The organism is Bacillota bacterium, assembly GCA_013314855.1.
Taxonomy (GTDB): Bacteria; Bacillota; Clostridia; order Acetivibrionales; family DUMC01; genus Ch48.
This window is the reverse complement of sequence record JABUEW010000014.1, coordinates 25,552-49,700: the sequence shown is the minus strand read 5'-3', so window position 1 is coordinate 49,700 and position 24,149 is coordinate 25,552. Positions and strand designations below refer to the sequence as shown.

Here is a 24,149-nt window from a genome sequence, read left to right as displayed (position 1 = left end):
CGATGTTGAAAAAGTAACTGAAATAAACAAAATCACAGAGTACAACATTATGATGACTCCAGGACTTGTAGTAAATGGCAAAGTAAAGGCTTTTGGCAGAGTTCCTGGCACGGAAGAAATCAAAAAGCTCATAAAGGATGAAATGTAAGGAGATTTGCAAGTTAATAGAGAAGCTTCTTAGCTTCTCTATTTGAAACTTAGGCACAAGTATATTTACGGGAACGTTGAAAAATTTTGAAAAGCTGAGCAAATACCAGACAACTGTAGAGAAAGCAGCCGGGAGTATACTGATACTGCTTGCATTTTATTTTATCTGGCAGGCATAAGGGTAAATTGAGGTGTTTTGATTTGAAACCAATTATTATTATTTATTATTATGAAGAAATATATAAGAATGCTGAAAGTATGTAAAATCTGATAAGATGGTTTTCTTGACAATTGGCTTTATAACAATACACTGATGTATTATTGAATGATGTGTTATTGACACAAACGAGTGTTGAAACCGGAGTGTAAATGATATACAATAATGCTAGTAATAGAGCATTAGAACTAACTAAAAATAAAAAATCTGCTATTACATAGATTGCTGTTTAAGTGTAAGGGGCTTGATGTTTTATTGGATAGACAGGTAAAAAAAATCATTGAAGGAAGTAAAAAGAAAATGATTGAAACACGGGACATTTTAATGATGACTGAAGAACAGTTGGGAGCATTAAAGTTTGAACTGGAGGGTGGCTATCAAAAATTTGCCTCTATTATAGAAGATTTATGTAATCAAGGAGTGCTTTCTCCTGTCAAAAATTCCGGTATATATCCCAGGAATCCTCCTTTAGCTTTAAGGTACAGGGTAAATACAAGTAATTTGAAGGAAGGCATATCTACTGGTGAAGAGGAAGACTTAAGGCGAGAACTTATTTCTATTTATCCTGAGATAAAAAAGACTTATTATTTAAAAAACCTTAAACAGTATAAAAAAGACAGGGATTATATTTTAAAGCTTCACAATTATTTATTAAATAAGGAAAAAAGCAAATTCCTCAAGTACAGGTATACACTAAATGAAAGATCTTTTGAGATATTCAATGATGAAAAATATCTGGCACAACACGGAGAAGCTCTTTTAAAAAGGCTCGGGATGAGTCTTGATAGTTTAAACTGCTACAAGACTTACGAAGCCTTTTTTTACATTTTATATAATAGAAATGATGCAAATAAAGATATAAAAAAAGACACAAATTTAAACCAAAATAGGGAATCGAATAGCTGCAACAAGTATAACGCCTTGATAATTGAGAATAAAGACACTTTTATGTCCATTATGAAACTGCTTAACAGAAAGCCTGGCACTGTTATAGGTGGGATTAAAATTGATCTTTTAATTTATGGCGAAGGTAAAAAGATAATAAGCAGTTTTAAATTTATGGAAGAAATTGCCAGAGAACAAACTATTGACAATATATATTATTTCGGCGATATTGATTATGAAGGCATAGGTATTTACCTTAACTTAAAAGATAGTTATTCTCAATATAACATAATACCTCATGTGGAACTGTATAAGGAATTGATTGATGGAACAGATTCTCCGCCGAATTTAAAAAGAAAACAGGATGTAATTTTAATTGAAGAATTTTTGAATTTCTTTGACGAATACTACAGACAAAGAATTTCAAATGTTTTAAAATTAGGGAAATATATACCTCAGGAGGCATTAAGTTTTGCAAGAGAAGATTAATAAATATGAGTGCTTGAAAGATTTCTCCGTAAGGATGAGAAATCTTGCACCTTTTGTACATCTAATTAAGAAGCTTGCATATCTGCAGAAATATGAAGAGTACGATATGGTTTCAATAGGTTTTGGCGTAATGCTGTTTATTCTGGAAAATATGCTTATAGGAAGGGAAGAATGCAGTATTGACGAAATTGCTTCTTTTTTGCAGGATGTGATTTATGATTCCTACGGCAGGAATATCACACAAGATGAAGCAAAAGAAATGGCTTTTTACATCAGAGATGCTATTGCCGGGAGCGGAGGAGAGGTTTTCCCTTATCCTTATAAAAACCTTGAATCAGGAAAGGATGAAACTGTTCCCGTAAAACTGATTGACACGTCATATTATGAAATAAAGAAAATGGCTAAATATAAGCTTACTGAGCAGGGAATGGAGCTTCTTTTTAAAACAAGGGAGATTTACTCGGAGTTCCGAATAAATGTTACACAGCTTTACCTTAAGCAGCAAATAGAAAAAGGAGTATTTACAGGAGCACTTCAAACAGTAAACGAATTAAATCTGCAGGTAAGACAGCTTAGGGAAAAACTTGAGGCATTAATACTTAATATTCGTCAAAATGTTCTCGGAGTGGATTTTGAAGAATTAAAGAAAATGTTTGTGCGTATACAGGAACAGTTTAATATTGAGAGAAAAGAGTTTACTAATATTAAAAGGATATTAAAAGAGCAGCGAGAAAACATTGAAAAAATAAGTCAAGAAGAGCTTGATGAGAAAGACCTGAAAGCCTTGTTTCAGATAAGTAAACTTTCTGAAAGACTTAATATAACAGCGGCGGAACATGACAGGCTTTTCAAGGAAAAACTAAACATAATAGAAGAGTATCTCAAAATGCTTGAATTCAGGTTAAGGCAGGGAATATCCGAGTTTATTGATTTTGAGAAAAGTATATTTGATGTGCTTATGTCGAAGGATTTGCCAGTTGATATATTGCATTCAATTCTTTCCCCTATTATTGTTAATACAGGGAAATATAAACAGTTCAATATTATGAAAGCTGTAGACTATCAACGAATTAGAACAGAGGAAGAGGAAGAGCAAACTTTTATAGATATAGAAGAAGAGATGGAGAAAAAGGAAAAAGAAATAAAGGAGCAGGTGGAAATAAGGAACAAAAAGATAGAGTATTACCTTGAAAAAATTTTAGAAGAGGTTTATTGGGTGTATATAAGTGGGAAGGCAGGTACAGAGAAAAATAAAGTTGAAACTACACTGGAGGCTGTATTGGAAAGATTTGATGTTGAAGCATACAATAAAGCTTCTTCGGATTTTGACTTTTACAGCCTAATAATGATGCTTCATCAGAATAAGGAGTTGGATATTACTGAAATTACAGAGGTAGGAACCAGGCTTGTTTCAGACACTACATATAACATAAATCTTGAGCTTATTGTGACGAGAATAATTGAGAAAAACAAGCATTACAGAAAAATTAAAAAGTTGGCGTTGATTTCACCGGATAACTTCGCAGGCAATTTGTCCAAAGAGGTATCCAAAGAGGTATCCAAAGAAGTATATACTTTCGCAAATGGAAATATTATTACTAATTTTATAATAAGGGGGGAATTTTAATGGAATACGTACATTCAGAGTCAGCAAGAAAAGCTTTCAGAATATTTTTAAGGCTGCTTGAAAAATCGGAAATGAAAAAGTCTGACGATCCGGCGTTGTTCAATGATTACGATGACCCTGAAGTATCGCATCTAATGCACCTTTTAGAGGAAGAGGCAGGTATAATGATAATTAGGGCAGGAGATATTCTGTATTATTCTCCCCATATAGATAACAGACTTTTAGGTTTTACTAATGAAGAACTGAGAAATGCTTTGAGGATTTCCAACAACACTGAATTATATGTCGTTTATATTATAATTCTAGCTATAATAATAAAATTTTATAACGGCGAAAACTATAATAATAAATGCAGAACTATGTTGAAAGTTGAAGAACTTGAAAACTATATCACACAAAAGATGGAAAACATTTCTCAATTGGAAGAAGAAGAAAGGGAGAAAGTTGATAGAGAATTAAGTTATAATTTTTCTTCTGCAGCGAGATTCTGGCTAAACCTTCCTGCTTATGATGAAAAAATTGTTCAGTACAGTTTGTCTACGGGGACAAGGATTAGCTATATTTTTAAAACAATAAGGTTTTTGAGAGAACAAGGGTTGGTGAATATAGACAATGAAAACGAGATATTTACAACAAGTAAGATGGACGCCCTGATAATGGGATATTATCCCGAAAACACTCGTAAAAAGGAGATATTGTCGTTTATTGAGGGTGCCTGGCACCACCCGAATAATGTCGAATAATATGGAATATGACCAACATGATTTGTACTGAAATTTCCCATATTTTTTAGAAAGGGTTTGATACAATGCCAAAGGTTAATCGATTTAGGGTAGTGAATTTTAAATATGATGATGACAAAAAGTATATTGCGAATGAATTGTTTGAGTTTGATGGTAAGAATACCCTACTAAACTTAGAAAATGGCGGCGGAAAAACATTAATACTTCAGCTTGCCCTCCAGGTTTTAAAACCGAATAGCCAGCTTGGAAGCCGCCGGTTTGCCGATTACTTTAAACTGGATTCGGGTACTACACATATAATGACAGAATGGATTTTAGATGGACTTACAGCAGGCACCGAGTACCTTTTGACTGGAGTATGCTTTGCAAAAGGTAGTGAGGACTTGAGATATTTTACCTATATTCATTCTTATACTGCACCTAATAAGTATGATATAAAAAACATGCCAGTGGTGGATAGTAGTAAGCAAGTGATAGGTTTTTCAGAGTTCTACAAGTTATTACGCGAGCTTTCATCTTCTTCAGCATACAGAATAAATGTTTATTCAAGGGACAGGCTTAAGGATTACCGACAGAAACTGGAAACCTATAATCTTTTTGAAGAAGAGTTTGAAGCCATAAGAATAATTAACCAAACAGAAGGTGGTATCGAAAAGTTTTTTGAAAGTGCGCGTAAATCAAGGCATGTAGTTGAGAAGCTAATAATACCGGCTATGCCTCCTATGGAGGGGGATGAAGAAGGTATACTGGCAAAAACTTTTAAAAAACACTTAGAAAATATAAAAAATATACCCATTTATCAGCATAGAATAAAGGTTTACGATAGTTTTCTCGAAAAATTCAAAGAACTGCTTATTAAAGTTGACAATTATACAAAAAAGGTAGAAGAGAATTTTTCATGCTATCGTAATCTTTGTGTTCTTGAAAATCTGCTTACTATGGTGATAAAGAGACTTAAAAGTGATATTGAAAGAATAGAAGAAGAAATTCTTAAGATAAAATCCCAAATTGAGGAGGCTAAATACAGAAAAGATAGTCTTGAGTATCGCAAAGAAATTAAACAGATACATTTAATTGAGGAAGATTTAGAAGAAATAAGGAATTGTCTTAGAACGAAAGATAGCAAAGCACAGGATTTTGAAAACAAAATCAGGTACCTTTATTCAGCAAACTACTATATTGATCTTATTGAGCAAAGGAAACAACTTATTGAGAAAAAAACCATGCTTCAAACCATTATAAAGGAGAGGAGTGAACTGGAAGAGGAATACCAGAATTGTCTTCTTTATCTGAAGGGTTTGTTAGAAGAAAAAGGAAACAATCTTGATGAAACCTATAAAAATTTATTAGTTAAAAAAGAAACCTTAGAAAATGAAGTTTTACAAATAAATAATAACATTGCAAAAACCAATACCGAAAGAGATAGAATTAAAGCGGAAATAGCGGTGCTGGAATCCGAAATAAAAAAGGTACAAAAAGAAATAAAGCAGATTACACAGTATTTCTTGAGTAAAGACGCAGCTATTATGTTCGAGCCTGAAGAATTTTTAAAAAAGATGAAAGAACGAGAGGAAATCTTACTTGGGGAGAAAAATCAGGCGTTAGAAGAAAGAACTAAACTTCAAAATGCTTTGGAAGACAATAAAATAAGAGAGTCTAATATAAGGGAACACCTTGCAAGGCTTGAAGAAAAGAAGAAGAACTTTGAAAACAGCATTGAATCATATAATAATAAATTGGCTGATTTGAAGAGGCAGGCCCTGGTGTACGAAGTAGAAGGAAATATTTACGAAGATAGTTTCAGGGAAAAACTGAAAAATAAAAGAAATACCACATCAAATTCTCTAACCAGGGAGATTAACAGATACCATGATATAAAAAAGAAGAAGTTACTGCTGGAAGATTGTGATTATTATATACCTGATTATGAAATTAAGAAGGTATATGATTTTCTGGTGGAAAATGATGTAAATTGTTTGCCTGGAACATTGTGGCTTAAATATCATCCGGAAGAGAAAAGGAAGAAGCTTATTAGTTTAAATCCCCTGGTTCAGTATTCTATTGTGGTAGAACAAAGTGAAATGGATCGAGTAAAGACACTTTCCGGAAAAATTTTGGAATTGGTAGAGGAGTACCCTGTAGTCCTTATAGTAAACAGCAGCAAAGGGATAAAGATGGAGAGTGAGAGTACAGAAACTAAGCAGGTTGAAGGGATTGATCCCATAGGCCTGTTAGATATTTATGTAGTTCGCACAAAAAACAGTGAATTAGCAGTAAATGAAAAGGTTTTTGATGAATATGTGATAAGTATTGACGACAATCTTCAAGCAACAGAATTAAATATTTCTAAGTATAAAGAAGATGAAGAACGGATTAATAAATTAATTGTCAGGATAGAGGAATTTATAACACAGTATCCTCAATCATATATAAAAGAACTATCCGAGTCTCTTGAACAATTGAACAAGGATATTAATTCACATAATGAAAAACTTATAAAATTAGCAGCTCAAAATAATAGAATTGAAATTGACTTAAAGTTAGTTAATGAAAATATTGAGCAGAAAGATAAAGAGATAGAAGAAAACAAAAGTTATATAGAAAGGTTAACCAGATATATTGAATTAAATTTACTGGATAAAGAGCACAAGATGAATATGGAAGAATTAAGAGGGCAAGAGAAGCTAATTGAAAATAAGAAGCTTGAGCTGGAAAACAAAATGGAGAAGCTGAAAGAGGATATTTCTGTAATAAAAGAACAGATTAAGATGAATGAAGAAAACAGGAAGAAAAATCGCATAAGATTAAGTGAAGTAAAAACATTTTTGCGGATTGACAAAATGAGTATAAAAGTTGAAGGTACAGCCGATGAAATTGAAGCCAGAATTAAGGGTTTGGAAAGAAAAATTTCCGGAGAGCAGGTGCAATTAATAAAAGAAAGTATTAGCATGATAGAAAAAAACATAGACAGCTGTATTAATAATATTCATAGAAATGGTTTTGATGAAAGAGATCTGGAAACAACAGCAACCGAAAGAATATCTTATGATGAAATACAGGAGAATGAAAAACAGTTAAAACAGTTAAGAGAAGAAATTGGTGTTTTAAAGACAAAAGAAAGTAAGCTGGTTAGTGAAAGAGACAAATTAACAGGGAGTACTCAGCATATGGCAAAAAGTATATTCAGTATGTATAGAAAGCCTCCTTGTGAATTTGATGATATTAGTGTTATAGATATTGAAGTGTATAACGAGCAGATAAATGATTTTGAACGCAAATGTAAAAAAAATGAAGCAAAACTTGCTGCGCTGAAAGTAAGAAAGGGGAAAATTGAGGAAACTCTTATATCACTGAGTGCAATTATTGATGCAAGCGCTATGGGAGAGGAAGGAAGACAAAAAGTTGATTTTAATGAGTATGGCAATTTAGAAGATGGTACATCCATATGGGACATCATGAAAATGTCAGTCGAGGAGATTGCTGTTCTTAAGAATAGAGAATACAGAAAATATAATGCCAGTGTTGAAAAGTTAAATACTGCGAGAAATGTGGTAATGGAGAATTACGAACAGCTTTACAGCGATAGGGAATGGGAAGATAATGAAGTTATAAAGAGGATACTTTCCAATATTATGAGTGAAAACATATTTAATTATGAATATATAAAAGAAATATATGAAGGAATATCACTTACTGTTGAAAATATGAAAAGGGCCACTGAACTTCAACTTGCAGAATGCTTAAAAAATAAAGATGAAATTGTTGAAAGAAGTTATAGGCGGGCTGAATCGGTATATGATGAATTAAAAATGGTGGATGGATTTTCTAAAATAAGAATAGGAAATGTAAATGTTAAGACGGTAGAGATACAAATGCCAACTCTTAATCCTGAAACCGGCAAAGCAGCTATGTCTCAATATATTGATAATTGTATATCTGAAATTGAGAAAATGAAGGAGAATAGAACGTATGACCCTGCAAAAATTGACGAAGAAATAGCCAGGATGATGTCTCCGGTCCGCCTCTTTGATGCTGTAGTCAATTTAAATGAAATTGTCATAAAAGTATATAAACCCGAATCAAATATTGAATTATCGCGGCATATACCATGGGAGACGGTTATTAACTGGTCGGGCGGAGAAAAACTAGCAGGCTTTTTTGCCATGTTTATATCAATAATTTCTTATCTGCGGTATAAAAAGACAAATTGGCACGGTTCTTCAAAAGTTATATGGATAGACAATCCTTTCGGACAGGCAAATGCAGGACATCTGCTCAACTATATTTTTGAACTTGCAAAGGCTACAAAAACCCAAATGATATGTTTGACGGGACTGCAGGAAGTTAATATCTACGCTCAGTTTGATGTGGTATACAGCTTAGTGCATAGAATGCTCGTGTCAAATACAAGCGTTATCAGGTCAAGTCTGGTAAAATCCGATCAGAGTATTGAAACAGCGTTTTATAAGGTTGAGCACCAACAGATGAGGTTTATTTAGGATACAATAAATCAACTAAAAAGTACAAAAAAAACAAACATTTTTCTATACCTTGTTTTTGTTATGTGTAATAATTAAAAATGAATTTTTGTTTATATAGAAATTTTTGTTTGTATAGTTCTAATTTTATACCATAGCTATGGAAACTTATTGAAACTGAAACAGGTGATAGAAAATGGCCCGAATAGTAGTAATAGGTGGAGGACTTGCAGGATGCTTGATAGCAAATGAAGTTGCGAGCAGGGGTATGGAAGTTACTATTATTGAAAAGTCCGATGATATAGGTGGTAAAGTTAAAAACTATGGTTGTAAAGCAACAGATACGTGTAATAATTGTGGACTGTGCCTTGTAAAGAATTTATGGGATAATATAAAGAATAATGAAAAAATAGAAATATTAACACACTCACGATTGATTGATATAGATGGTAAAAAGGGAGACTATAAAGTAATTGTCAAAGTAAAAGACAATACCAGAATTCTTGAGAGAACGGATAAAATTGTTGTTGCAATAGGTTTCGACAATTTTTCTTCAATATCTTGGTCAAATCTTGAGTTTAATTCCAACAGTAATATAATCAGTGGATATCAACTTGAGAAAATTATTTCACATAGAGGTAAAAAAGAATTATTTAGTGGATTATTGTCAGGAAAACCGGAAAGTATCGCCTTTATTCAATGTTTTGGTTCAAGAGATATAAAGGAAAAAGCCATGTACTGTTCACGTGTTTGCTGTGGATATTCGACCAGGGCAGCTAAAGTAATAAGACAGTATTACCCTGAAGCGGAAATAACTTTCTTTTACATGGATCTGCAGTGGGTTGAGGGGAGAGGCTATTTTGAATCACTGAAAAATGAAAAAATTGAGTTTATAGGGTGCAGGCCGATAAAGATAAAAAGTGGTATACCGGGCATTACACCTGCAAAAATAGTTTATGAAGATCCAAAACTTTCTAAACTGATTGAGAGAGAATATGATATTATTATTCTTTCTGAAGGAATACATCCCGCAGAGGATGCCGGGCATATTGCAGAGATATGTGGGCTGGAACAGGACGAAAACGGATTTCTCAGATATGTTGTGAGGCCTGAAACCACGGGAATATATATTGCAGGCTGTGCAGGCGGTCCGAAAAGAATAGAAGAGGTTTATGCCCAATCACTGGCAGTTGCAAAAGAGTTGGCTTTTAGAGGCGAGAAGTTAGAGGTGAGAGGTGAGAGGGTAGAGGTGAGGAGTTAGGTGTGAGAAGTGGGAATTCAGGTATAGGAAGATATAAAGAAGTGTTATTTGGACATGGGGGATGTGGAGTTTAAAATGGGTGTTGTAATTATCGGTAAAAACAGAATTAATGAATTGCTATCTGAAAGATTGAATAGAGAAGGCCTAAGTCCAGTAATTCTTGAAGACATTAATGATATAAAGAGGGCTGAAGGGGAAGTAGGGAATTTCACCATAATAACAGGAGGGAAAACAGGAAACACTATTAACGCTACTCATATTGTTATTACAGAGGAATCGGTTTTTGCAGCTTTCCCTGAAGAGTTGCCGGAAGAGTCCGGTACAGAGTATTTGCCTGTATTAACTCTGGACCAATTGGAAGGCCGGGATGACATAAATAATATAAGTTATATAAGCAGTGTAAGTAACAAAAACGCCCCAATTGTTTTTCTTTTGGATTACCCTGAAGAATCCGAGGCATACAACACTCATGCCGTATTGATCAAGGCCATTGAGTTTGCAAAGAAAAAAAGAAAGGTGTTTTGTCTGCTTAAGTTTATTAGGACAGCAGGCCCGGCAGAAGGCAGCCTTGAAAGGCTTTACTTGGATGCGAGAAGTTTAGGCGTCACATTTGTTAAATATGATAATATTTCCATAAACTATGATATTGAAAAAAATCTTTTTTATATAAAAGCAATCCATGAAATAGGGAGTATTACTATTGAAACAAGTTTACTGGTGTGGGTGGGGTCTTTGATCCCCGGAGAAGGATTGAAAAATATATATAAAATGTTAAGGTTAAAACTAAACGAAGAGGGTTTTGCAAACGGAAGAAACAGTTTTCTGTATCCTACCTTGACAAGCCGCAAGGGCGTATATTTAATAAACACAAAATCCTTACCCGGAGGAGACGGAGAATTGGAAGATTGTATTAATTTTACAATATCATCAATTAAAGAAGATTTATCGTTTTTACAAACAGCCAAAGAAAAAGATGTAGACATAAAGAAAAGAGAACATAATCTTACGCAATATAGCATTTATTATGCACAGGTAGACAGTGAAAAATGTGCTTTCTGCTATACCTGTTACAGGGCATGCCCCCACCAGGCAATGTATCCTGATTATGAAAACTCGGTAATGAAGAGTTTAAAGAATGCATGTTGCGGATGCGGAATTTGTGAGTCGGTTTGCCCTGCTAATGCCATAAGCATTGTAGAGGATAATAGTTTAGATGTTTTAGATACCGCAAAAAAATCAGACTATCCGGATAATTTCAACGGTTGTGTAATACGGAAGTCTTTAAAAATAATTTGCTGCGAAAATTCAGGAGAAATAGCTGTCAAAAAAATATTGGATCGCATGGAAAAACTCCAAGAGAAAATAGAAATTGTACCTGTTTCCTGTGGAGGGAAAATAGCTACTGAGATGCTTCTCGATTCACTTAAAGACTTTGAAAAAGTGCTGGTTATGACCTGTATGGATAAGGCCTGTAAACATTTTGAGGGTAACAAAAGGTCGAAACTTCACGTAGATAGGGCAAGGAAACTTTTAAGGGATTTAGGACTTGATGAAAACAGGATAGATTATATACAAGTTTCCCATGCCATGCCTTATGTTGCAGAAGAGCATATAAGATTGTTAATTGATGACAGGACAAAGAGTACGGTAACATAGAAGCGGCTTTACAGTAAAGCATTGTACACGGAATTTGTTATAGGAGAGAAGGTGGTTTTACTTTGATAGTTGCCGAACAAAAACCTATAGAAGAAATAATAAGGTACCTGGAAGGTTTTAATAAAATTGCCATTGCTGCTTGTGGCACATGTGTTACGGTGTGCATGGCAGGAGGGGAAAAGGAGGCCTTGAAGTTGGCTTCTGTGCTGAAAGTTAAAAGTATGGAGCAAAATAAGCACATTGAAATAAAAGTGGTAACACCTAAAAGGCAATGTGATAGTGAATTTCTTGAAGATATTGCTTTTCAACTGGAAGATTGCGAAGCAATCCTATCTTTAGGTTGTGGAGCTGGGGTACAGTTTATGGTGGAAAAATTTAAGAATAAGCCTGTACTTCCAGGTGTCAATACCAAGTTTATGGGAGTTACAAGAGATGTAGGAGTTTGGACTGAGATGTGTCAGGGTTGTGGCGATTGTATACTGGAAAAGACAGGTGGTATTTGCCCTGTGACGAGATGCTCAAAGAGCAATTTTAATGGGCCTTGTGGAGGTTCATCAAGAGGAAAATGCGAAATCAATCCTGACATTGACTGTGGATGGCAATTGATATATGACAGGCTTAAAGTCCTTGGAAAACTGGATAATTTATATGAGATAATTCCTCCTAAAGATTGGAGAAGCAGCAGGGATGGGGGTCCCAGGAAAGTGGAGAAAAAGGAGGTTATGCTTTGAGCTCAAAGTCAAGTAATATAGATAATGTAAATATAACTAGTAATAAAGATAATGAAAATATAAATCTACATGATAAAAATATGAAGAGCAATTTGCAGAAAGTATTGAAGGCAGGCCATTTTTCCGTAACTGCTGAAATAGGCCCTCCAATGAGTGCAGATGCGGATTTTGTACGCAAGAAAGCCCGGGATATGGCAGGGCTGGTTGATGCGGCAAATGTCACCGATAACCAGACAGCCATGGTTAGAATGTCCAGTATTGCGGCGGCCTATTTGATACAGCAGGAAGGATTAGAAGCTGTAGTCCAAATGACATGCCGTGACAGGAACAGGATTGCAATCCAGAGTGACCTTTTGGGCGCATATGCTCTTGGACTTAGGAATGTTTTATGTCTCTCGGGGGACCACCAGTCTTTCGGTAATCATCCCCAATCAAAAAATGTCTATGACATTGACTCAATTCAACTGGTAAATGCTTTAAGAATGATGAAGGAAGAAAAGGTTTTTATGTGCGGAAGGAGCACTAAAACACCGGCTGAGTTTTTTATAGGTGCAACCGCCAATCCTTTTGCGGATCCTGAAGAACTCCAGTTTATAAGGCTGCATAAAAAAATTGCAGCAGGGGCACAGTTCATTCAAACCCAGGCTATATACGATGTAGAGAAGTTTGCCGGGTGGATGGAAAGAGTAAGGAAAGCAGGCCTCCATAATAAAGCTTATATTTTGGCAGGTATCCTGGTTAATAAATCATTAAAATCAATTGAGATGACAAAAAAGGTTGCCGGAATGGATGTGCCTGACATTTTTGTTGAAAGGATGGCAAAAGCAGTATCCCAGGAGGAAGAGGGAGTAAGGATTGCCCTGGATTTAATTAATGAAATAAGGAAGATAGAAGGGGTAAAGGGTATCCACATTATGGCGGTAGGCTGGGAAAACATAGTGCCTGTAATTGTAGAAAAGGCAGGTTTCCTGCCAAGACCTGCATTGTAAATGTTTAAGAAACGTTTTGAACGGAGTGATTAATATGCTGGCATGTACATTGCTTGATACTGAATTTAAAAATGAGGTGGCATCAAGGCCTGGTGGAGAGAAGGTAAAAAATTGTTATTTATGTGGTACCTGTACAGCGGGTTGCCCGGTAAGCAGTTTATATAGTGAATATAATCCCAGGCGTTTTATGAGAATGATTTTGCTGGGAATGAAGGAGGAAGTCCTCTCTTCCCCTGAAATATGGCAATGCAGCCAATGCCATATTTGCGTCGCCCATTGTCCCCAGGACGTGAGATTTGCAGATATAGTAAGAGTTTTAAGACAAATGGCGGTCGAAGAAGGTTATGCCCCGGAAAGCATGTTAAAGGAAATTGAGAACATAGATATAGAGTTAAGAAAGCAACGGATATCGAAGGTTAAGGAATTAACAATAAAGGTTAATGCTCAGAAAGAATTAAATGATCAGGGAGACTTGTAAATTGTTGGGAGGATATTATGAAAAAACCCGTACTTGTAATAGGAGGAGGAATAGCAGGAATACAGGCTTCGCTTGACCTTGCGGAGATGGGAATTCCGGTGTTCATAGTAGAGAAGACACCCAGCATTGGAGGAAGAATGGCACAGCTTGACAAGACTTTTCCCACCAATGATTGTTCTGCATGTATTCTTGCTCCTAAAGTTACCTCATGTTTTAACCATCCTTTGATTAAAACCTTTACATGGAGCGAAGTTTTAGAAATAAAAGGAGAAGCACCGGACTTTACTGCAGTAATAAAAAAGAAGGCCAGGTTTATAGATGAGGAAAAATGTACAGGTTGCGGTGAATGTACCCTAAAGTGCCCAATTGAAGCCAAAAGCGAGTTCGATATGGGCATAGGCAAAAGACATGCTATATACAAACCCTTTGCCCAGGCGGTACCTAATAAAGTAGCTATAGATAAGAAAGGAACATCTCCATGTAAATATAATTGCCCTGCGCATATTGACGCTCACGGGTATGTAGCCCTTATAGGCCAGGGAAGGTACAAAGAGGCTCTGGAACTGGTAAGGAAAGCAACGCCCTTTGCGGGTGTTTTAGGAAGAGTCTGTTTCCATCCCTGTGAGAGTGCCTGTAGCAGGCAATACGTTGACTCACCCGTATCAATAGCCGCATTAAAGCGTTTTATAGCAGATTATGAAATATCACAGGGAATAAAACCTCAAGTAAAAATAAATTCCGGTTTGAAGGATACGAAAGTAGCAATAATAGGTTCAGGACCTGCAGGGCTTAACTGTGCCTATCAATTAGCCCTTATGGGTTACAAGGTATCAATATTCGAAGCATTGGAAGAACCAGGGGGAATGCTTAGGGTAGGAATTCCTGATTACAGGCTTGATAAAGAGGTTTTAAGGCGTGAAATCCAAATTATTCGGGATATGGGTGTTGAGATACATTGTAATACACCTATAGGAAAGAATTTGACGCTGGATGATTTGAGAAAAAAAGGGTTTAAGGCGTTTTTCCTTGCCATAGGTGCCCATAAGGATATTAAACTTGGAATACCGGGAGAGGAATTGCCCGGTATAATATCCGGCATTGGATTCTTAAGGAAATTGAATCTTGGCCAAAAAACCAATATAGGGAAGAAAGTGCTGGTTGTGGGCGGTGGAAATGTAGCTATGGACGCTGCCCGTTCAGCAATACGTTTAGGTTCTGAGGTGACAGTGGTTTATAGAAGGACAGAAAACGAAATGCCTGCCAACATATGGGAAATTCAGCATGCTAAAGAGGAAGGAGTAAAGTTTGAATTCCTTACATCACCTCTTGAAGCCCTTTCAGAAGCTGGCACTCTTAAGGGCCTTAAATGCATAAAGAATAAACGGGGGAAACCTGACAAAAGCGGACGCAGAAGGCCTGAACCAATACCGGGATCCGAATATGTTATTGAATGCGATACGGTAATTACTGCAATAGGGCAAAGAGTTGATACTGATTTTATAGGCGAGGCTGCAGGGCCTTGCTTTGATAATAAAGGACAGATTATTTGCAACCCTGAGACCATGAGGACTAACATTGCAGACGTATTTGCCGGCGGAGACGCATTAACCGGGCCTGCTACCGTAATTGATGCAATAGCAGCCGGAAACAAGGCAGCCAGAAGTATATATAATTATTTGGAAGGCTTAGAATTACCAGTAGGACCTATTCTTTTGCCAAAGACCCCTATTGAAGAGATAAATTTGGATAGTCTTAAACCTGCTCCACGGATAAATATTCCTACTATTGGGCTTGAAGAAAGAATTACAACTTTTAAAGAGGTTGAATTAGGCCTTTCTGAAGAAAATGCCAAAAAAGAAGCATTACGATGTGCAGACTGTTCTGTTTGTAGCGAGTGTAAGGCATGTGAGGCTGTATGTCAGGCAAATGCCATATGCCATGGACAGACGGATGAAATAATTGAAGTTCCTGTAAGTGCTGTCATAATGGCCAACGGGTATGACCCGACTTATGAAATACCTCCGGAATTTGGGTACGGAAGGTATCCGGATGTAGTAACCAGCATGGAATATGAAAGGATTTTGTCGGCATCCGGTCCATTCAGCGGCCATGTACAGAGGCCGTCAGATGGAAGGGCCCCTGAAAAGGTAGCATTTATCCAGTGTGTAGGGTCAAGAGACGCCAAATGCGGAGGGGATTATTGCTCTGCCGTTTGTTGTATGTATGCTGTAAAAGAGGCTATTATTACAAGAGAGCACCTTCCTTCGGTAAAACAAGTGAATATCTTTTACATGGATATGAGGGCATATGGAAAAGATTTCGATAAGTATATTGATTCTGCCAAAAACAAATATGGTGTAGGGTTTATCAGGAGCAGGGTTTCAGGAGTTATTAAAAATGATGATACTGGAAGGCTTGCTGTAAATTATTGTGATGAAGATGGCAATGCTGCTTCAGAAGAGTATGATATGGTAGTATTGTCGGTAGGGCTTAAAGCAGGCAAAGACATTAAATCCTTGCTTAAGAAGACAGAAGTAAAAACCGACAAATACGGCTTTATATGGGTTAATGAAATGCAGCCTCCCAGAACATCTAAGGAAGGTATATTGGCCTGCGGTGCTTCTGCAGGACCAAAGGATATCCCTGAAACTGTTGTAGAGGCAAGCGCTGCCGCGGGCGAAGCAGCCAGTATTGCTGTGGCAAGTAAAACAAATTTCGAGGAAGATTTTACTTTGTATTTTAAAGAAGAGATTAAAGTCCCTGAAAGGGACATTTCAAAAGAACCAATTAGAATTGGCGTATTTGTATGCCACTGCGGTATAAATATTGGAGGATTCGTTGACGTAAAGGCGGTGGTAGAGTATGCGAAAACTTTACCCTTTGTAGAGTATGCGGAGGATAATCTTTATACATGTTCTGTAGATGCACAAAAAACTATTGCGGACAGGATAAAGGAATACAGACTTAATAGGGTTGTAGTAGCTTCCTGTACTCCAAGGACCCATGAACCCCTGTTCCAGGGAGTACTCAGGAAAACAGGTTTAAACCCCTACCTTTTTTCAATGGCAAATATCCGTGACCAGTGCTCATGGGTTCATATGGACAGGTATAGGGAAGCCACGGAAAAGTCAAAAGACTTGGTCAGGATGGCTGTAGCCAAAGTTACCTTTGCCAGACAACTTACCCGTCAAAGAATTGAAGTTAATAAGTCTGCGCTTGTTATTGGCGGAGGAATGGCTGGCATAGCTGCTGCGCTAAAAATAGCAGAAATGGGATACAAGGTATATCTGGTAGAGAAAACCCATGAATTGGGCGGAAATGCTGCAAGACTCAATGTAACGCCATCGGGAAGGCTTGTAGGCAACTATACCAGGAAGTATATAAATGAGGTTTTAAACAATAAATTAATTGAAGTATTTTTAAATTCTGAGATAAAAAGTATAGATGGGTATGTTGGAAAATATTCTACTATACTTTCAACCAATGGAGAAGACAAAAAGATAGATCACGGTGTTGTTATTGTTGCTACCGGAGCAAAAGAATACCGCTCTGAAGAGTATTTATACGGGAAAGACAAAAGAGTTATTACCCAACTTGAACTTGAAGAGATTTTGAAAAAGGATACTATTAGCTCTATGGATAGTTCTATGGACAGTATTGGATCTATGAAATCTATAAAAAACGTGGTAATGATACAATGCGTTGGTTCAAGAGATGATGAGAGAGCGTATTGCAGCAGGGTATGCTGCAGTCAGGCAATAAAAAATGCTCTTGTGCTTAAGGAAATAAATAGTGATATGAATGTCACGATTTTGTATAGGGATATAAGAGCTTACGGAATGAATGAAATAAACTACAAGCAGGCAAGGAAGCAAGGAGTCCAATTTATCCGATATGAGACTGATAAAAAGCCGGAAGTTTACCGGGATGAAAATGAAGGGTTAAAAATAAAAGTTTATGATGCATTATTTCAGGACTATATTGTTATGAATGCTGATTTGATTGTCCTGGCCAGTGCAATCGTACCGCAAATAGATGAAAACAGGAGACTTGCCCAGCTTCTAAAGGTTCCCTTAAATCAGGAAGGTTTCTTCCTTGAAGCACATGCGAAATTGAGGCCTGTTGATTTTGCAACTGATGGTGTTTACCTTTGCGGACTGGCCCACAGTCCTAAGAATTTAAAGGAAAGTATTACACAAGGGAAAGCTGCAGCAGCAAGGGCAGCAACGGTAATATCAAAGGACTTCCTGGAAGCGGAAGGTACAATAGCCCAGGTTTCAGAAGAGCTTTGTACGGCCTGTGGTACCTGTGAAAAAGTCTGTGCGTATAAAGCTATAAGTGTACAGGAAATAAAAAAGAGAAATGGAACAATAAGAAAAGCCGTGGTAAACGCCGCCCTTTGCAAGGGTTGCGGTACATGTTCGGCAGTATGCAGGTGTGGTGCCATAGATATAAACGGCTTCACTGACAGGCAGGTTGTAAGTGAAATTGAATATCTTTTAAGGAGGGCGTAACATGGCGGACAATACAGGATGGGAACCGAAGATTATTGCCTTTTTATGCAACTGGTGCAGCTATGCCGGGGCAGACCTGGCTGGGACCAGCAGGCTTCAATATCCGCCCAATATAAGAATTATTAGGGTGCCTTGTTCAGGCCGCTTAAACCCGCTGTTTATTATTAAAGCCCTGGCAGAGGGGGCTGATGGCGTTATGGTATCGGGGTGTCACCCGGGAGATTGCCATTACTTGTCTGGAAACATGTATGCCAGGAGACGCTTTACAGTACTTAAAAAGCTTATTACAACTGCAGGAATAAACCCCGATAGGGTGCACTTTACATGGATATCTGCTTCAGAAGGGGGCAGGTTTGCGGAAGTTGTGAAAGAAGTGACGGAAAGAGTCAGAAAACTGGGCCCTAACCATTTGACGGGAGTGAAGTAAATGGATAATAATCAAAGGAAACAATTGACGGATGTATGCAAAAGATTGCTGAGTGAAGAAAAGGTTGGTTTAATACTGGCATATACTGATGGTGATCTGGAAAACAGTGCTATACCGTTTTTTGTAAGAAAACCGGATGAAATAGATAAATTAAAATGGGATGATTATTGTAACCCTAATCTTGCAAAATATCTCCTGGAGAAGCAGGGAAAAGTGGGAATAGTTGCTAAACCCTGCGACGCCAGGGCAATAGTTATGTACATTGTTGAAAACCAGGTAGCCAGAGATAATATTTATATAATAGGAATGGAATGCAAGGGTATGAAAAAGCATGATGGTTCTTTATCACCGGGGTGTGATGAGTGTACAGTACATATTCCTCCGTTATTTGATATTCTTATAAAAAGCAATGGAGAAGTAGCTGAGCAAAAATATAATGCAAAGCCTGATTCAGAGATTGTTCCTTATACAGGGGCTGCAGAAGATAATGGAGCGTATGGTGAAGCTGAAAGTGGGGACATACAAAAAGAAAAGCTCGAAAAATTCCGGAACGAGTTAAAAAAGTGCATATTGTGTTTTTCCTGTAGACAGGCATGTTATGGCTGCTACTGTCCTGTATGTTTTATTGAACGCTCAATGCCCAATTGGCTTCCTACTGATTTGGAAACAGGAGCAAAAATGGTATTTCATTTAGGAAGGGCAATGCACCTGGCCGGAAGATGTGTAGAATGCGGTGCCTGTGAAAAGGCTTGCCCTTCAGGAGTAAAAATACGTTACCTGATAAAAGAAATAACTGATTTCTGTAGGAATGTTTATGGATATAGGGCAGGGATGGATCCCGGTGAAACCCCTGCTTTAGCTGCATTTAATAAAGATGACCGGGAAATTGGATTTCTTGGGGGTGAGAAGGGTGAGATGTGCTGCAATACCAAAAAATAAGATTAAAGAAGCAATTGGAGTATTGGTAAAGGATTATAGTGTGGTAGCACCTGCAAAAAGAAACGGGTTATTGGAATTCCAGAAAATAACTGATATTGGGGATGATATTATTAAAGCTATTGACAATGATGAACTGCCCTATAAATCACCCAAGGAATTTTTATTTCCCCAGCTGGAAAAATTGATGGTCTTTAATAACGGATGTAACTTAGTTGAAGAAGAAGTTGAGGATAAAACGGTTATAATTGGCGTCAAACCATGTGATTTGGAGGGATTGAAAGTCTTAACCGCTGTTTTCTCGGAAGGAAAATATAAAGACGAAAAGGTTATTAAACGCCGTGAAAACATTATTTTAGTCGGAACCGGATGCCGAAGTAAGAAGCCAGGATGTTTTTGCGATGAAAGAGGAGTAGATAAAAACTTTTCCAAAGACTGCGACATATTTATTGAAAAACCTGATGGATATGGTAAAAACTATGAATTTTATTCTTTTACAGATACCGGAGACTATGTTTTAGATAAATTTGCATCAAAGGGCCTTGTTGCAGATGCGGTCATGGATATACCTAAGTCTAAGCCTGAGGCTGAATCTCAAAAAGCTCAATTAATAATTGAAGCCGATGAAAACACATTATTTAATAAAATAGACTGGGGCAAAATTGCGGAAAAGTGCATGGGGTGCGGTACATGTACCTATATATGCCCTACCTGCCACTGTTTTGATTTTAAAGACGTTTTAGAGGATGGTAAAGCTGTAAGGTACAGGTGTTGGGACAGCTGTATGTACCCAAAGTTTACTCTGCATGCTTCAGGGCATAACCCCAGGCCTTCAAAAAAGGAAAGGTACCGTCAAAGAATATTGCACAAATACATCTATGTAAAGCAAAACTTTGGCTACATTGCCTGCACCGGATGCGGAAGATGCATAAGAAGCTGCCCTGCAGGAATGAATATTAAAAGTGTAGTGCATGAAATAATGGGGGTATTGAAAAGTGAGTAACCTGTATTTACCAGTTAAGGCAGAAATAATGAATGTTATCCAGGAAACGTCATCCGATATAGACATAAAAACTTTTAGGCTCAAATTAGCTGATGGTAATGAAAAGATGGAATTTATGCCGGGACAATTTTTTGAGTTTTCAGTGCCGGGCGTTGGAGAAGCACCTTTCGGATTTGCTTCGTCTCCTTTGGATAAAGACTTCTTTGAGGTCAGCATAAAAAGAGTGGGAGTTGTAACTGAAGCAATACATAATCTGAAATCGGGAGATACTGTCTGGATAAGAGGTCCTCTGGGCAATACCTTTCCACTTGGTTTGATGGAAAACAGTAACATTTTAATAATTGCGGGGGGATTAGGTCTTGCACCCCTTCGGCCTTTAATTGCCTATATCCTCCACCGTGAGAACAGGGACAAATATAAAAAAGTCCAGATGCTTTTAGCAGCGAGGAGTACAGGGGATTTCATATATAAGAGAGATTTTGGTGAATGGTCAAAGAGCAAAGATACGGAAATTGTATTAACAATAGACAGGCCGGAACAGGGATGGGACGGCAAGGTGGGTTTTCCACACAACATAGTCGGGGAAATGGATATTGATTTTAATAATACTTATGCTGTTACATGCGGCCCGCCTATAATGATAAAATTTGTATCGGCTAAACTTGTGGAACTGGGTATACCGAAAAACAAAATATATACAACCCTTGAAATGAGGATGACATGTGGGGTGGGAAAATGTGGAAAGTGCAATATAGGCCATAAATATGTATGTGTTGATGGTCCAGTATTTTGTATGGAAGAACTGGCCGAAATGCCGCAGGAGTATTAGAAAATGATGATAAGGAGATGGTTGGATGGAAAAATCGTTTTTAAGCCCTGCGGAAATATCCAGGGCATTCATTGAAACAGGTTGTAAAAAAGTAAGCCTTCCTGCTTATAAAATGCTTTTTTTAGGCATAATGGCAGGTGCTTTTATTGCTTTTGCAGCCGAGGGTTCCAATGTTGCAATTCATACTGTAAATTCCTTTGGCCTTGCGAAGGCCCTGGCAGGTGCAATATTCACTACAGGACTAATAATGGTAATTATTGCAGGAGCAGAGTTATTTACCGGGAACAATCTTATTGTAATTGCATGTGCCTGCAAAAAAGCATCGTGGAAAGGATTGCTTAAAAATTGGACTGTTGTATATTTTGGAAACTTTATTGGGTCAATTATTGTTGCATTTTTCATATATCAATCAGGGCAACTTGATTTTTCCAATGGATTATTAGGTGCTTTTACAATTAAAACTGCAGTCTATAAAACCGGGCTTTCTTTTAAAAATGCATTTTTTATGGGTATTATGTGTAACTGGCTGGTATGTTTAGCCGTCTGGATGGCTGCGGCGGCAAAGGATATTGCAAGTAAAATCCTGGCAATATTTTTCCCTATATGGCTTTTTGTAACTTCCGGATTTGAGCATAGCATTGCAAACATGTACTATATACCTGCCGGATTGCTGGCAAAGACAAATGAAACATGGATAAAGGCGGCCATTGAAATTGGTGTAACTCCTGAAAAGCTTGATTCATTAACGTGGGGAGGCATGTTTACCAAAAACCTTATCCCCGTAACCCTAGGAAATATAGTGGGAGGAGCATTATTCGTTGGTATTGCCTACTGGTTTATATATCTTTATGAAGGAAAGGGAAAGAAGATAAGCAAGACTGGGGACAACATAGGACCGGCAATTTAGTATAAATATTTAGTATAAATAAAAGTAAGTTAATAACGAACTAATGCTGCGCTTTGTCAATTTTTAAAATAACAAAGCAGCATTCAAAATAAATAAAATTGTAGGAGGAGAGGTTGTATGGAATATAAAAGTGACATTGAAATAGCTCAAAGTACAGAGCTTATGCCCATTGAAGAAATTGCGGAAAAGATAGGTATTGACATTGAGTATATTGAGTTATACGGCAAATACAAAGCAAAGGTTAATTACAATATCCTGGAAAAATTGAAGGACAGGGAAGACGGAAAGTTGATTCTTGTAACTGCCATAACTCCTACTCCTGCAGGCGAAGGTAAAACAACTACTTCAGTAGGTTTGGGAGATGCATTAAGCAAATTGGGAAAGAAAACAATGATAGCTTTAAGGGAACCTTCCTTAGGACCTGTTTTTGGCGTTAAAGGAGGTGCAGCCGGTGGAGGATATGCCCAGGTTGTACCTATGGAAGATATAAACTTGCATTTTACCGGAGATATACATGCAATAGGTGCTGCAAACAATTTATTGGCAGCAATGATAGATAACCATATTTACCAAGGAAATGAATTGGGGCTGGATACCCGGAAAATAACCTGGAAGAGATGTATTGACATGAATGACAGGCAGCTCAGGTTTATTGTGGATGGTCTAAACGGAAGGACAAATGGAGTGCCCAGGGAGGATGGATTTGACATTACGGTAGCTTCCGAAGTAATGGCTATTTTGTGTCTTTCCAGGAGCATAGAAAATTTGAAGGAAAACTTGAGAAATATTGTTGTAGGATATACAAGGGACGACAAGCCTGTTACTGCAGGACAATTAAAGGCAGAAGGTGCTATGGCTGCATTATTAAAGGATGCTTTAAAACCTAACCTGGTCCAGACCCTGGAGCATACTCCTGCCTTTGTGCATGGAGGGCCTTTTGCCAATATTGCCCATGGCTGTAACAGCATAATGGCAACACAAACAGCTTTGAAACTTGCAGATTACGTTGTGACGGAGGCTGGTTTCGGTGCTGACCTTGGAGCAGAAAAATTCGTGGATATAAAATGCAGGGTAGGAGGATTAAAACCTTCAGCCGTTGTTATTGTTGCAACTGTAAGAGCCCTCAAACACCATGGCGGTGCTTCGAAAAATGAATGGGGAGTAGAGAATCTATGTTATCTTGAGAAAGGTATTCCAAACTTGCTTAAACATATAGAAAATGTAACGGTAAAATTCGGTTTGCCGGCAGTGGTTGCCTTGAACCGTTTCCCGACAGATACTGAAGCTGAATTGAGCTTTGTCAAAGAGAAATGCAGAGAATACGGTGTTAATGTTGTACTGTCCGAAGTTTGGGCAAAAGGCGGCGAAGGGGGTGTAGAGCTGGCACAGGAGGTTATAAGGTTGATTGATGAAGGCAAATCGAACTTTAATTTTATTTATCAATTGGATATGCCTATTAAGGAGAAAATTGAAACAATAGTAAGGGAAATTTATGGTGGAGATGGAGTTGATTTTTTACCTGCAGCTCTTAAAGAAATTGAGAAATTAGAAGAAAATGGTTTTGGAAGACTTCCTGTCTGTATGGCCAAGACTCAATATTCACTTTCGGACGACCCCAAAAAACTGGGATGGCCAAAGAATTACAAAGTTTCCGTAAGAAATGTTAAAGTTTCGGCAGGAGCTGGGTTCATAGTAGCCTTAACAGGCGAGATTATGACAATGCCGGGCTTGCCGAAAGTTCCTGCCGCAGAAAAAATTGATGTTGATGCTTCAGGAAGGATTTCTGGCTTATTCTAATTCTAATATAATACTAATATAATAATATTAAAAAT

General features: G+C 37.3%; 17 protein-coding genes. All 17 read left to right on the top strand.

Annotated features, from left to right (window positions below; all coding sequences use genetic code 11):
* The coding region (locus HPY74_03880; protein ID NSW89818.1) for a thioredoxin family protein at positions 1–148 on the top strand (148 nt) is incomplete at its 5' end.
* Between the two features lie 471 nt (positions 149–619).
* Positions 620–1,738 carry a hypothetical protein gene (locus HPY74_03875; protein NSW89817.1) on the top strand — a complete coding sequence of 373 codons (1,119 nt, stop codon included), beginning with the start codon at positions 620–622 and terminating at the stop codon, positions 1,736–1,738.
* Positions 1,722–3,365, top strand: a complete 1,644-nt coding sequence (locus tag HPY74_03870; GenBank protein ID NSW89816.1) for a hypothetical protein — start codon at positions 1,722–1,724, stop codon at positions 3,363–3,365. Before HPY74_03875 ends, HPY74_03870 begins: the two co-directional genes overlap by 17 nt.
* Positions 3,365–4,108, top strand: coding sequence for a hypothetical protein (locus HPY74_03865; protein ID NSW89815.1), 744 nt, complete (start codon positions 3,365–3,367; stop codon positions 4,106–4,108). The genes HPY74_03870 and HPY74_03865 overlap by 1 nt, the downstream gene beginning before the upstream one ends.
* Before the next feature lie 65 nt (positions 4,109–4,173).
* On the top strand, positions 4,174–8,607 hold the full coding sequence (locus tag HPY74_03860) for a chromosome partitioning protein ParA (protein NSW89814.1): 4,434 nt from the start codon (positions 4,174–4,176) through the stop codon (positions 8,605–8,607).
* 175 nt (positions 8,608–8,782) lie between these two features.
* A complete protein-coding gene (locus tag HPY74_03855) occupies positions 8,783–9,847 on the top strand; it encodes a CoB--CoM heterodisulfide reductase iron-sulfur subunit A family protein (protein ID NSW89813.1) in 1,065 nt (354 codons plus the stop codon).
* 75 nt (positions 9,848–9,922) lie between these two features.
* Positions 9,923–11,503: a hydrogenase iron-sulfur subunit gene (locus HPY74_03850; protein ID NSW89812.1), complete on the top strand. Its 1,581-nt coding sequence runs from the start codon at positions 9,923–9,925 to the stop codon at positions 11,501–11,503.
* Between the two features lie 62 nt (positions 11,504–11,565).
* Positions 11,566–12,234, top strand: a complete 669-nt coding sequence (locus tag HPY74_03845; protein NSW89811.1) for a methylenetetrahydrofolate reductase C-terminal domain-containing protein — start codon at positions 11,566–11,568, stop codon at positions 12,232–12,234.
* Between the two features lie 80 nt (positions 12,235–12,314).
* Positions 12,315–13,223, top strand: a complete 909-nt coding sequence (locus HPY74_03840) for a methylenetetrahydrofolate reductase (protein ID NSW89810.1) — start codon at positions 12,315–12,317, stop codon at positions 13,221–13,223.
* Positions 13,224–13,257: 34 nt separating this feature from the next.
* Positions 13,258–13,701 (top strand): 4Fe-4S dicluster domain-containing protein, encoded by a 444-nt coding sequence (locus tag HPY74_03835; protein NSW89809.1) that lies wholly within the window; start codon positions 13,258–13,260, stop codon positions 13,699–13,701.
* 17 nt (positions 13,702–13,718) lie between these two features.
* The gene (locus tag HPY74_03830; protein ID NSW89808.1) at positions 13,719–18,215 is read left to right on the top strand and encodes an FAD-dependent oxidoreductase; all 4,497 of its coding nucleotides are present in this window, start codon (positions 13,719–13,721) and stop codon (positions 18,213–18,215) included.
* A 1-nt stretch (position 18,216) separates the two neighbouring features.
* Positions 18,217–18,642: a hydrogenase iron-sulfur subunit gene (locus HPY74_03825; GenBank protein ID NSW89807.1), complete on the top strand. Its 426-nt coding sequence runs from the start codon at positions 18,217–18,219 to the stop codon at positions 18,640–18,642.
* Positions 18,643–19,581, top strand: a complete 939-nt coding sequence (locus HPY74_03820; protein NSW89806.1) for a hypothetical protein — start codon at positions 18,643–18,645, stop codon at positions 19,579–19,581. It begins immediately after the preceding gene.
* Positions 19,553–20,581 carry a 4Fe-4S dicluster domain-containing protein gene (locus HPY74_03815; protein NSW89805.1) on the top strand — a complete coding sequence of 343 codons (1,029 nt, stop codon included), beginning with the start codon at positions 19,553–19,555 and terminating at the stop codon, positions 20,579–20,581. Before HPY74_03820 ends, HPY74_03815 begins: the two co-directional genes overlap by 29 nt.
* A 28-nt stretch (positions 20,582–20,609) precedes the next feature.
* A complete protein-coding gene (locus tag HPY74_03810; protein NSW89804.1) occupies positions 20,610–21,410 on the top strand; it encodes an FAD/NAD(P)-binding protein in 801 nt (266 codons plus the stop codon).
* A 25-nt stretch (positions 21,411–21,435) separates the two neighbouring features.
* Positions 21,436–22,317 carry a formate/nitrite transporter family protein gene (locus HPY74_03805; protein ID NSW89803.1) on the top strand — a complete coding sequence of 294 codons (882 nt, stop codon included), beginning with the start codon at positions 21,436–21,438 and terminating at the stop codon, positions 22,315–22,317.
* Between the two features lie 117 nt (positions 22,318–22,434).
* On the top strand, positions 22,435–24,114 hold the full coding sequence (locus HPY74_03800) for a formate--tetrahydrofolate ligase (GenBank protein ID NSW89802.1): 1,680 nt from the start codon (positions 22,435–22,437) through the stop codon (positions 24,112–24,114).
* Positions 24,115–24,149 lie beyond the last annotated feature (35 nt).